Source organism: Candidatus Izimaplasma bacterium HR1, from assembly GCA_000755705.1.
Classification (GTDB): domain Bacteria; phylum Bacillota_I; class Bacilli_A; order Izemoplasmatales; family Izemoplasmataceae; genus Xianfuyuplasma.
Genome location: CP009415.1, coordinates 878,882 through 891,927, shown reverse-complemented (window position 1 = coordinate 891,927; position 13,046 = coordinate 878,882). Strand labels below are relative to the sequence as shown.

Sequence of the window (13,046 nt, the reverse complement as noted above, 5' to 3'; positions counted from 1 at the left end):
TAATTTACAGCAAATTATTTGATTAGTTTTTTCAAATCCTCATAAATGATTTTAACAACCAACATATCTGCACTACCTCCAGGAGATATGCACTTTGTTTGATATTCATCACTGATTTTATGAACTAGTTCTTTGTTGCTTTCATACCCATTGTTGTTAATAATTTCTTTCATTGAATGTTGTACTTCATCTAATGTTTTCTGATTTGTTTTATGAATTATTGTAGTATCATTTAATTCGCTCATTAAATGTATTAAGTAATTATGGTGAGTTATATTCATATCGTAATCTTTGTATTCAGGTATTGTAAAGATTAACTCTAAACCTTCTAGTGCCTCACCTCTAATACCTTTAAGTCCTGTTTCCATGAATATTTTATCAGCGTTACTTAATTCTTCTTTACTCTCTAGATTACTATAATAATCACCAACAATTGTTTTTGTAATGTCTTTTATTTGCTCTTTTAGATAGGCTTTTGATTCATTTAGTATAATTGTTTTGGTTAATGCTGGGAGGAATATTCCGAGTAAGAAGATCAGACCTTTATGGGTGTTAACTCCCTTTGTAGCTTTGTACATTCTTTTTTCAGCTCGAAGTCCTATTTTTTGAAGTCGAAGTGGATCAAACTCTTTTTCCAACCCTACTTCAACATACTCAATTAGATACTTCTTAATTGCGAATGTGCTTTTAATGAATGTTTCATAATCCATATCGTTATGACACCCACTATCGATATGAGATACTAACCCAAATTTAGGGTATAGTTCTAATTCACTATAGATAGCTTTTATGGTTATATTTGTGACGTATTCCTTTAAGAAATTGTGGATAATCTCTTCCATCTTATTATGGATTTCTATTTGTGGATGTTTTTGCTGTCTAGCGCAGAGATGAGCATAGTTATCACAAATTAAACATTTTCTCATTTCACAAGATAAATCTTGTCTTGTAATTGATTTTTTATGATAGACATCAATATCTATTAATCTACCAAGTGGTGTTGCTTCTTCTATTTCAATAGTTCTTATTTTTACCATAGCACCGATTTCATCGACAACAAAGAAACAATAGTTTCCATCTTCAGAAAACTGATGGCCATTTACGAGAATCTTATCTTTAAAGGTATCAAAGATAATATCGTTAAAAAAGGCGCACATGAATTTTAAATGTAGTGGGTTTTTATCTTCACCCACTACATTAGTTTTTAAGATTATTACGGTTTTATTTGGATATTCTATCATTAAATCTTCGATATGTTTTGCACGAACTTCTCTTGCTTGTAAGATTTCATTCATTAATGTCTACCTAGTTTCTTATTTTGGATTTCTTCAACTATCTTTTCCCCTTTTTGGGAAGTTAAATAGTTATATGTAGCTAGAGGAACATAATCTTTAATCTTTTCAATTTTATTAGCTTTAATGAGTTTACGGACAAGTGATGCACTTATTGCTTTATTGTTTTTTTCTTTTCTTGGGATAATCTTAATATGTGAATTTAAATAATCCTTCAATACTTGATTATATTTAGATGTATTAAAACTAAATGGTTCATCGCCTAAATATCGTTTCTCGATATTAAAGATTGGTTTGTAATACTGTTTATATACTAAAACATCTACTAATGTCTGTTCTTCTTGGATTAATTGATCTTCTTTTAGGAAGTATTTCGGGAAAGTGATTTTTGATACTAGATAACTTAATGTTGGTAATACAGTAACGTTATCTAAATGTTTTGTCGCATCTTTGATTATTTCAATTCTATCTTTGAATGGAAAACTACTTAAATCTTCACTTACAACAAAGACTAAAACTTCTTTATTTTCTTTAGCTGCTGTTTCTATTAAATAGACATGTCCTAAAGTCATTGGATTTGCATTGATAATTACAGCTGCTTTTTTATTGTTTGAAATATTGTATTCTAATTTTAATTCATGTAGTACGTTTTTAATGAAGTCTCCACCCTCTAAAAGGACGGTATTCATCGTTTCAACGATTTTCTTCATGTTTAAGGAAGTAAATACTTTTTCATTGTTAGGACTAGTATAAACAAAGAAATTATACATTCCTCGTGTTTTAAGGATATTTTCTAAATGATGAAACATTAAAGTAGTAATATTTTTGTTCTTGTAGTCATTTCTAACTAAAAAACACTTCATTACATTATTAGCGATAGAACTTGTAGCAACCAGTTCGTCACCATCATAGACTAGAATAGAGTAATCAATGTCAAATTCATACTCAAGGTTGTTTTTGTGTAGAAAGGAAATAAGCTTGTTTTTCTCTTCTTCTAATAAAACTTCTTTGATTTTAAACATATTTATTCCTCCTTTACCATATCCATTATACTACTTATTTATGAAGAAAGTATGAAAAAAAGGCTTAAAAAGCCTATTTTTTATAAATATTATCGATAATATCGTAGGTTCTATCTTCTACAACACCGATTTTTGTTTGATGGTTAGTTGATTCTTTAGGTATTCCTGTGTAGCTGTAAGCCTTGTTAGCCAAGTCTTCAATGGCTATTATATTTAATCTTGTGTTTTTTAATTTTTCTAATATATCAGTTCTCTTTGGATTAATAGCAATTCCTCTTTCAGTTACAAAACAATCAACATTTTTACCAAGAGTAGTTATTGTTGTTACTCTGTCTCTAATAATAGGAATTCTTCCTTTTATTAATGGAGAAACAATAACTGTCAGTTTAGCTTCACTTGCAGTGTCACTGTGGCCACCACTTCCACCAATTAGAGTTTGATGAGAATCGGTAGTTACATTTACATTGAAGTCATAATCAATTTCTGTTGCTCCTAGAATGACTACATCTAAATCTTTTACTACCATTTTAGGATCATCAGGATTAGCGTATCTTGAAGCGCTAATTGCATGATGCTCTTTATTTCTTGATAGTGAGCTGATAGCTTCTAGATCAAAACATTGAACATCATATAGTTTTTCCACTAAGTTCTCTTCTAACATTTCGACATGATATTTGGTTATTCCACCACTAAAGAATGAAGCTTTAATCTTTTCTTTTATCATGATATCTTTGACATCCTTTGTTACTCTTAAGCTAACTCCTCCAGCTCCACTTTGGAAACTAAAACCATTCTTAATTACTCCTAGTTCATGAAGTAATCTTGAAGTATTCTTAGCGATTTTAACACCGATAGGATTGGTAGTAACATTGGTAGTTCCTGAAACAATACCATTATTGTCTCCAATTGAATCAACTTTAATTATATAATCAACATTTGAACCTTTTATCTCAGGATTACTAATAGTGTCTTCAGTTATATAATCAGTAACTAACACTACTATTTTAGCGTGTTCACTATCTGGAATAGCATAACCTAGACTACCACATTTATTAGGTCCTTTATAACCTATACCATTACCATTTTCATCTACATAAGGACATGCGATAAAGGCAATATCAATACTGCTTTTTCCATCAATGATTGAGCGTGCTCTACCACCATGTGTTTGCATTCTTAGAGTTCCGTTTAGTCCATTTGAAGTAATATATTCAGCGGTCGGACCATTTAGATAATTTGTGGTTATATTGTTGATTTGGTTATTCTTAAGTAGTTCTAGAATATTAGTATAACTAGGGAATATCGCACTTGGGAAAAGGTTGATATCAGTTATTTGATTTTTAATATAGTAATCTAAAACCATATTCAAAACATAATCACCGTTTCTAAGGTGATGATGAAATGAGATGTTTTTGTTTTCATTGATGGGGATAACTTGGAAAAATTCATCAAGAGAATTGATGAATTTTATTTGTTTTATTATTTTACTATTATCCATAAATATCACCTACAGTAAGTTATATTTTTTGGCTTTTTCTAGAGTCTTTTTGGCTTTTTCAATGATTGGTAAATCAACCATCTTACCATCTAAAGAGAAAGCACCTTTAGTTGTTTCAGAAGCTTTTTTTACAATTCGTTTAGCTTCTAAAATCTCTAATTCATTTGGTGTAAATGCTGTGTTGATAACATCAACATGGTTTGGATGGATTGAAGATTTAGAGGTAAATCCTAAGTTCGTTGCATTAAGTGTGTCCTCTAATAAGCCTTCTTGATTATCTTTATCAACCCACGGTGTATCAATTGAATTAATATTATAGGCATTACATACTAATACTAGTTTGCTTCTTGTATATAATATTTCTGTTCCTTGTAGTGTTCTTTTAATATTTAATTCTTTTGTTAGATCTTCAGCACCTAATAGGATACCTTCAATATTTTTTTGCATAGCTATTTCTTCCATTCTTAAAACACCCATTGGTGATTCAATAATTGGAATTATTTTTTTGTTAGTTAGTTTACTTAGCTCCTCAACATGAGAAGGTAAGGCTTTTGGTAGTACATATCCTTTAATTGGTAAATCCTTTGTAGCTTTAACATCTTCTAAGAAGTTTGAACTAAGAGCATCGTTAATTCTAATAAAGATTTCCGTGTTAGAAAAGTCGTATTTATTTAGAAAATTACTTACTAATATACGGGCTGCATCTTTGTCGTAATCAACAACAGAGTCTTCAAAATCAATGATAACTGCATCTGCTTCAAATACGTCTAAATTTTGAAGCATGCTTGGAGTATTACCGGGGATAAATAAATAACTTCTACTCAATGTAACCACCTCTTTTTAGGGCTGTTTCTAAGCGAGCTTTTACAGTGTAATCAAGGGCACCTTTATCGTAGATGTCCACTTTTATGTTAGTTAGATTATGTGCTTTTAGTGTATTTGTAATTACTTCTTTAATTTTATCACCAAATTGTTCAAAGACGATACTTTCAATATTAATTTGCAAAGTATCATTCTTTTCTACAGTTATATTACAATCACTTGATTCATATGTTCCTGCGCTTGCTCTCATATTATCACCTATTTTTTACTATTTCTATATTCAATCATTGCTAAAGTACGATTCATCATATTGTTAACAATCATGATTCCTTCATCAGTTCCCATACCAGGTTTTGCAAGGCATTGTTTTGCATCACAAGCCATTGCGATAGAAGTAGTTACTTCTGCTGATACGTTGGTTTCATTACATGAACCACCACTGTATGCTCCAATATTTCTATCTTTACAATATAGTAGAGCTTCAATGATATTGTTTACTCCACCTAAATCAGGTGTTTTAACTTGAAGCATATGTCCAGCATTATTATCCGCAAAGTATTTAACGTCGTCTAAAGTATTACACCATTCATCGGCAACGATTTCAACGGTACGGTTGTTATCGTTGATTAGTTTTGTTATATCTCTTAATGCTTCCATTGTTTCTTTTCTATTTCCAGCATCAACTGGACCTTCAATACGAAGAGTGAATGGTTGAGCTAATTCTTCTAACTCTATAAGATAATTATACATTTTTTCAACATCATTGTTAAAGATTGTTCCAATTGTTCCATAAACATCGATATGGAAAACTGGTAGATAATCACTTGATTGACGTAAATGTAAAACTCTACCTCGTAACCAAGATACATATTCTTTTAATATTTCACCTTGGTGACCAAGTTTAGTTTCAATATTATTTATTAAGGCATGAGGCATTACTTCAACTGCTTTAATAATCATCTTATCAACGTTTGAATAACGGTCATCCCCCGATTGTGCAAACATCGGAACTCTTGTATATTTCTTGTTTTTAATGTTATATTCATTTCTGATTACTTCAGGCATTGTAATTGAGTTAGCTTTTGCTGTAGCATGTAATAATGCTTGGGTTAACCCGTATCTTAAAGCCGTATGAAGTTGATTGCCATTAATAACTAAGTTATCAATCTGCTCAGCGTTCTCTTTAAAGCAAGAAACATCTTTACCAATCAGTAATGGTTTAATGTATTCATTGATTGTATTAATCCCATCATCACTTAAGAATAATGGATCACGACCCCCAGCTCCACTATATTGAACAGCTGTCGCATCTCCAAATCCAATTTGACCATCTTCCAAAATTATCATAATACTTACTGCTTCACCTTTTTGGCGGATAGCTGTAAATTTATCTGTCACAGGATCTCCTACATAGGTAAACCCATCTTGTGTTGCTCCTGCTTTTATTGCTTTTTGATCATCGAAATAGAATCCCGTTAAGCTTTTAGAGCATATAATATCAACTATTTTCATGTTGTTATTCTCCTTTTTCTCCTACTAAGTTACCCATGCTTACTGCGTAAATATCATCAATAACCATTTGAATTTCCATTTTTTTTCTGTTTTGTTTATCAGCACGTTCCTGTAGTTTCTTATGATGGAATTCTTTGATTTCTTCTGTTAAACCTAAGTTCCCAAATTCTAAGATTCGAATTTTTCCATCAATATCTCGTGCTGGTAAAATCTTACCTGCATTGATTTCTGATGGAGCGAATGGAACATCAATGATACCATCCTTAAATGCTTTTACTGAACCTTGGGCTATGTCGCCTTTTCCTGCTTTAACCACACTTCTGATTAAACTATCAACTTCTGATTTAATTTGTGCTATTTCATCTAATAATTCTTCACTGTCAGGAGTTTTTTGGTCTTTTAATAAATTAGTGATATATCGTGAAGTTTTTAATCCTTTTGCATTTGCTTCTTTTGTTGGAATACCAAAGGATTCATGTGTTGTTTTTGTAATCATTTTAGTTGCTTTTCCTAAAGCAGCAACAGTACTAGCATATCCAATTAAAGCAACTGCTTCTGATTCATCGGCTGGGAATCCACCCATCCATTGATGAAATACAGTTGTTACAAATACATCTTTATATCCGAATATTTTTAAGTAATGGTTAGTTTGCTCTTCAAGTGCTCTTAGAGCTGCGATGTCTTGTACTAAGTTACCACCTTGTCCGTAACCAACTGTAATATTTTTAACACCTTGTTCAGCTGCAAGAAGACTTTCGATTATTGCAACAGTATTAGAAATACATGGCGGACATAATGTACCTGTTAAAGGCCCATAAGGTTCACGGTTTAATTCAACACCATGTTCTTGATAATATCCAACTAAACGATCACAATACTGCCAGTATTTGATTGTATCTTCTAATGATATTTTTTTACAGTAAGGAATATTATAACTAATTCCTCCACCTTCATTACTTGTCCACCCTGAAGCATGGATAATTTCAGACAATAATCTAGCATCAGGTGTACCATGTCGTGCTTGTAGAGGTACTTTAACACTATCTAGAACTTTAGAACATCCATCAACTCCGTGATTAACAGCAGGGAATCCATTTAGTAATGATCTTCCTTGTTTTTCTGATTCTTGAATTCCATCTTCGGCATTACTGTAACGGTTATGTCTTGTATAAGAATCTATTGTTGAAGGTAAGAAATCTGCTTTTCCTTCATCTTGTAGATATTGCATTAATTCAATATGTTCATCTAAACGTGCAACTCCGGCACGAGGTTGCACTAAAGTTATCCCTTTAGCTTTTGCTTCACGTAATTTGTGAGCAAAATGTTTTTCCTTTGGTAAGTTTTTAAGTTTTTGGACAGCTCTATCCAAATCTAAATCTGGATGAGTTCCTGTTTTCCAATGTCTAAGTACTTCTTTTCTGATCTCAAGAAATTCCTCAAGAGGCATTTTTTTGTTTTGTACCATGATTGTACTCCTAACTACATTAAGTATTGTTTCATTAATTTTAAGGCTACTTTAGGATACTTTTGACTTAGTAATCCCATTGCACTTAAGATATATGATTTATCTAATAAGATTGATGGATTTGTTGGTCTTAATTCTAGAACCTTATTAGATTTCTTGTTTACTTGTTTTAATATTTTTTTTGCATCATTATTATTGATTAATACTCCACCTGTTCCAATAACATACCTAATCCCTGTAAGGTCTTTACCTGTTTGGTAATACATATCTCCTAAAGGTGTATGAACTACTTCTACATGACCTACATGACGGCTCATTGAGACATCACAACAGATCTTAGCAATTGCTTTATCAAATGATTCTTCATCCTTTGTTTTGGGGATAAAGTCAACATTTTTCGCTCTTCTTTCAAGTGATTCTTCAATGTTGTGTTCACACTGATCGTCTTCCTCAAAATACTTTTTGAACTCGTAATTTGATACATTTGTAAGAAGGGCATTAGCGCTATAGCGCATACCTAAATCTCCTTCTACGGTTCTTTTAGCAAATGGTTCTTCTAAACCTTTTAAAATTACTTCAGTTCTTTTCGGGAATCCTTCACCAATCGTATGAACGTCAGTTGTAGCTCCACCGATATCAATAATGATTAATTCTCCGTAACCTTCTTCATCTTCAAAACCATCAGCTAATAATTCAGCTGCTTGTAAAACTGCTTCTGGAGTAGGCATAATGATTTCTCCAATTTTTTCCTCAGCTTTTTTAATACCTTTTGCTTCGATGATTTTTTCAATAAAGATTTTTCTTATTGCATGTTTAGCTTCTTGAACATTAAGTTTCTTTAGTTGTGGCATAACGTTGTCTACAATATAGTATTCTACGTTTGTACCTTCTAAGATATCATCAATTTCATCTTGAGCATCTTTATTCCCTGCAATTATAATTGGGACATCTATTTCAACTTCTTTTAGTCTTTTGGCGTTATGAATGATACATTCTTGATTCCCACCATTTGTTCCCCCAGCGAGTAGAACAATATCAATATTTGCTTCTTTTAAATCTCGTGCTTCTTTTCTTGTCATATGGTGTGAATAAACTCGTTTAACGATTGCTCCTGCTCCTAAACAAGCACGTTTAGCAGCTTCAACTGTTAATTCTTCTACTAGTCCTATCGCAGCCATTTTAAGACCCCCAGCTGCACTACTGCATGCTGAAATACCAGATATTTCTTTAATTTCTGGATGATCGGTAATTAAATACTTGAAGGCTCTATCGTATCCTTCTAGTACATTAGTTTCAACAGTAGTAGGTGCTTTAGATGTACCGATGATGTATTCGCCTTCTAAGTCAACACATGTTAACTTAGTATAGGTTGAACCAAAGTCAACTAATAGATAAGGTTTCATTACATATCAAGATCCTCTCTTAAATCAACAAGTGCTTCTTCAATTTTTGTTCCTGGAGCATATACTCTGTCAAATCCCATATCTTTGAAACGGTATTCAACTTCAGTAAAATCTTGTTTTCCAACAACGATATTTCCTCCAACATATAACTTAACATGGCCGAGTCCTGCTTCTTCACATTTCTCTTTAAAAAATTTACAGTCCATTTCACCATGACCGTATAAACTTGATACTAATATTGCTTTCGCGTTTGTTTCGATTGCTGCGTTGATAAAGTCCTCTTGGCTTGATAAAACACCGATATTTACTACGTTAAATCCACTTTCGGTTAAAACGTAATCAATTATTTTGTTTCCTACAGCGTGTACATCTGCACCAATTACTCCAATTACAACAGTATTCATAGTACTTTCCTCCTGAAAAAATAGAAAAAGGATAAAATCAGTATTGTGATTTTAATCCTTAATTTTAGTCAAGTATAAACAAAGGTCGTTTTTTTGAAAAACGGCTGCTATTCTCACAACTTTTAACTTCTGTTTAAAGTTCTGATTCATAATCTCTACCTCGTCTATTACTATTGATTTTGTTATTTAAAAACATACTTATATTATAATAAGATTTATTTAAAAGCAAGTCTTTTTTTCATTTTTTGTAAGCGTTTTTAAAAATGCTATTTTTTTCATTTAAGAAAGGTTAAAATGATGGTTTTTTCATAGTTTTTTGACTATTGTTCTATGTGAAAGTATTTTCACAAAAGAAAAAGAGTATTTTTAGCCAAAATACTCTCTTAGTTCTAAATTCATTCTTAATGCTAGATATCTTGTAGGAAACACACTAATTGTTTGGTTGTAAATTAGGACGTTAGTATTGTAAATACGTCTAACTTTTTGAAGTTCATTGAATTCTTTCTTTAACAAGGCAAATTCAGCCTCTTCTAGTTCTTCTATTTCATCAAAGATAATATTAATCGCATTGAATAGAGCTTGTCTCGTGCTTAATAACAAGGTACGTACATGCTTTTTACGATAGCGAGTAATTATTTTAAAGAATTCTTTATTATCTTCTGTTTTAAGTAGTTCTTTGTTTTCGTGAAATAGCGTTGCTACTTTTTCTAATTGCTTATGAAAGATAACTTCTTTTGTAGTTACATCTTTCCATAATTTTAATAAATGCTTGTGTAGTCTTGCGAATAATAGTGCGACAAGAGCACAAGCAACAACTACAATTAATAAGTTTAGATACCAAGGCATTTTGATTCCTCCTTATAAATATTTTTTAAGGATTTCTACTTTATCCAATTTTTCCCATGGTAAGTCGAGATCATCTCTACCGAAATGTCCGTAGGCTGCGGTTTGCTTATAGATTGGTTGAAGTAGATTTAGTGAAGAAATAATTCCTTTTGGTGTTAACTTGAAGTTTTCTGTTATTGCTTTAACAATAACTTCTTTAGAAACTTTTTCTGTATTAAATGTTTCAATTAAAATACTCATTGGTTCACTTACACCAATTGCATATGACAATTGAATTTCTAAGCGGTCTGCAAATCCTGCGGCTACACAGTTTTTCGCTACATAGCGTGCAGCGTAAGCTGCTGATCTATCAACTTTAGATGGATCTTTACCACTAAATGCTCCGCCACCATGGCGGCCCATTCCTCCGTAAGTATCAACTATAATTTTACGGCCTGTAAGTCCGGCATCACCATGTGGTCCACCGATTACGAATTTACCTGTTGGATTGATATACAGTTTTGTTTTATCATCCATTAATTCTTGAGGAATAATTACATTTATTACGTGTTTTTCAACATCTCTTCGTAATTGCTCCATTGTAATGTCTGGTGAGTGTTGTGATGATACAACAACACTATCTACTCTCATCGGAGTATTATCTTCATTAAATTCGATTGTAACTTGTGTTTTACCATCCGGTCTTAAATAAGATAGTAATCCATCTTTACGAACTTTTGTTAATTGCTTTGCTAGTTTATGAGCTAAAGATATTGCGATTGGCATATACTCTTTTGTTTCATTAGATGCATAACCAAACATGATTCCTTGATCTCCTGCACCTTGTTCTTTAAAGTCACCTTCACCTTCATTTACTCCTTGAGCAATGTCTGGTGATTGGGGATCTATAGCTACTAATACTGCCAGATTTTCAGCATCAAAACCATATTTACCACGATCGTATCCAATCTCTTTAACAGTTCTTCTTACGATTTTTTGGATATCAATATATGTTGAAGTTGTGATTTCTCCAGCTACTAGAACCAATCCTGTAGTAACACTTGTTTCACAAGCTACTCTTGCATTTGGATCAGTCTTAAATATTTCATCTAAAATTGCATCACTGATTTGATCACAAATCTTATCTGGATGCCCTTCTGTAACACTTTCTGACGTAAATAATTTTCTCATGTTTCTTCCACCTACTCTTTAAACTTAAATTTATCGTAGAACGCTTCAAATTCCATTTGATATTTTAAAAATCTGTCTAAAATATATGGTTCGAAGTATTCTTTAAATTCTAACTGTAATAAATCTACTGCGCGTTTATGTTTTAATTCTGATTTATAATTTCTTTCTTGTCTTAATACATCATAAATCTCAGCAAGGAGGATGATTTGTCCTTCTTGTGATCTTTGAACACGTTTCATTTTTTCTATAAAATTTGTATCTACTGTTTTTTCAAAATGAACACGAACTATATCTTCTGATTTTTGGTTTAACTGTAATCTTTTAATTACAACTGAACCTAAAATTGTTTTCTCTCTAATAACAGCGTAATCCCGTTCTGTTAGTGTTTCTTTTCCTTCATACTCTAAGATTGATAAATCATTTACTCTATCAGTATGGATGACACTATATTCATATATTTCAGTACAGATGTTACTGCTTAAACCAAGGACATTGGCTAAGCGAGAAGCAAGTTCTGCGACTCTATGAACATCATCTTTTGTTTGGTTGATTGTATGGGAATTAAACACACCGATAACGTCGAACACATCACCTACAACTGCGGTAAAGTCTTTTTCCATATCACGGCGTTTTATTAATTCTTCTTTACGTTTATTATTCATCATTTGTCCAATTGATACGCTTGAATACAAAGCGATATAAAAGACAACAAGGGTTATTGTTCTTAAGACTATATCGATCGTAACATTGGCGTGGTCTATAAATAGGTATTGATATAAACCTAGTAATCCTCCGGTAATACTATATAGCGGATACATGACTATAATATGCAGGATTGTCATGAAAACAAATACCCATCTAAATAAGATTCGTAGTAATGTATTATCTTGGTAAAGACTGATTACTACAAGTGCGAAATAGATTAATAAGTATCCCGCTTGAGATATTGATAAATCGGTAATAAATGAGAAGATTCCTTCAACATTTCCATTACCAACAGCTTCAGCAAGACTTATGTTTCCAGCGGAAATCCTCAGTTTTGCATAAACACCAATAGATGCAACGAGAATATAAATACTTCCAATATACATAGCCATCTGTTGTTTTAGTAATGTTCGTGGTTCTTCGTTAATTACTCTTCTTAATGTTCTATTTATTGTAAACATGAAAATCGCAAATCCTGCTATAATTACATAGTTAGGACGTTGATTGCCAATAAATGTAAATAAGATAAACACAAAGTTGGTAAGAACTAAGATATTACGATTAACTTTATTACGACGAAACAAAACTGATGTATCATCTAAGATATCTACACCCGCTTCAAAGTTAAACCTTTCAGTAACATTTCTTATAATGTACTTCCAATAAACTTGAATTCTTCGTCTAAATGTTGATGTTTTATGTAAGGTTTTATCTTTCTTATTACGATTATAATAAATTCCAACTTTGTCAGCTAAGTTTTTAAAGAAGAATGCGACTCGGTCTGTGACCGTTTTTTTGTTAGGATCAACACCCTTATTTAAATCTTCATAATACTTTACTAACTCTTCTGGTTCATCATTAGATTTTTTAAAGAAGTCATCAAGCTTTTTATTTGTGTTTGGCATTT

Annotated in this window: 12 protein-coding genes; all 12 read right to left on the bottom strand. The window is 31.8% G+C overall.

Going from position 1 to position 13,046, the window contains the following annotated elements; translation table 11 throughout:
* Positions 1–14 precede the first annotated feature (14 nt).
* The gene (gene citX, locus KQ51_RS04430) at positions 15–1,295 is read right to left on the bottom strand and encodes a citrate lyase holo-[acyl-carrier protein] synthase (RefSeq protein WP_038469395.1); all 1,281 of its coding nucleotides are present in this window, start codon (positions 1,293–1,295) and stop codon (positions 15–17) included.
* Positions 1,295–2,314, bottom strand: coding sequence for an adenylyltransferase/cytidyltransferase family protein (locus KQ51_RS04425; protein WP_038469392.1), 1,020 nt, complete (start codon positions 2,312–2,314; stop codon positions 1,295–1,297). Before KQ51_RS04425 ends, citX begins: the two co-directional genes overlap by 1 nt.
* Before the next feature lie 73 nt (positions 2,315–2,387).
* Positions 2,388–3,812: a citrate lyase subunit alpha gene (locus KQ51_RS04420; RefSeq protein WP_052609190.1), complete on the bottom strand. Its 1,425-nt coding sequence runs from the start codon at positions 3,810–3,812 to the stop codon at positions 2,388–2,390.
* Between the two features lie 9 nt (positions 3,813–3,821).
* On the bottom strand, positions 3,822–4,637 hold the full coding sequence (locus KQ51_RS04415; RefSeq protein ID WP_052609188.1) for an HpcH/HpaI aldolase/citrate lyase family protein: 816 nt from the start codon (positions 4,635–4,637) through the stop codon (positions 3,822–3,824).
* Positions 4,630–4,884: a citrate lyase acyl carrier protein gene (gene citD / locus KQ51_RS04410; protein WP_038469386.1), complete on the bottom strand. Its 255-nt coding sequence runs from the start codon at positions 4,882–4,884 to the stop codon at positions 4,630–4,632. The genes KQ51_RS04415 and citD overlap by 8 nt, the downstream gene beginning before the upstream one ends.
* An 8-nt stretch (positions 4,885–4,892) precedes the next feature.
* A complete protein-coding gene (locus tag KQ51_RS04405; protein ID WP_038469383.1) occupies positions 4,893–6,146 on the bottom strand; it encodes a methylaspartate ammonia-lyase in 1,254 nt (417 codons plus the stop codon).
* 4 nt (positions 6,147–6,150) lie between these two features.
* Positions 6,151–7,614 (bottom strand): methylaspartate mutase subunit E, encoded by a 1,464-nt coding sequence (locus tag KQ51_RS04400; RefSeq protein WP_038469381.1) that lies wholly within the window; start codon positions 7,612–7,614, stop codon positions 6,151–6,153.
* Between the two features lie 11 nt (positions 7,615–7,625).
* Positions 7,626–9,014: a methylaspartate mutase accessory protein GlmL gene (glmL, locus tag KQ51_RS04395; protein ID WP_038469378.1), complete on the bottom strand. Its 1,389-nt coding sequence runs from the start codon at positions 9,012–9,014 to the stop codon at positions 7,626–7,628.
* Entirely contained in the window at positions 9,014–9,418 is a 405-nt protein-coding gene (gene glmS, locus KQ51_RS04390; RefSeq protein ID WP_038469375.1) for a methylaspartate mutase subunit S, read from the bottom strand. Before glmS ends, glmL begins: the two co-directional genes overlap by 1 nt.
* A gap of 366 nt (positions 9,419–9,784) precedes the next feature.
* On the bottom strand, positions 9,785–10,264 hold the full coding sequence (locus tag KQ51_RS04385; RefSeq protein WP_038469373.1) for a hypothetical protein: 480 nt from the start codon (positions 10,262–10,264) through the stop codon (positions 9,785–9,787).
* Positions 10,265–10,276: 12 nt separating this feature from the next.
* A complete protein-coding gene (gene metK, locus KQ51_RS04380) occupies positions 10,277–11,434 on the bottom strand; it encodes a methionine adenosyltransferase (RefSeq protein WP_038469370.1) in 1,158 nt (385 codons plus the stop codon).
* Between the two features lie 11 nt (positions 11,435–11,445).
* A complete protein-coding gene (locus KQ51_RS04375) occupies positions 11,446–13,044 on the bottom strand; it encodes an HD domain-containing phosphohydrolase (RefSeq protein ID WP_038469367.1) in 1,599 nt (532 codons plus the stop codon).
* Positions 13,045–13,046 lie beyond the last annotated feature (2 nt).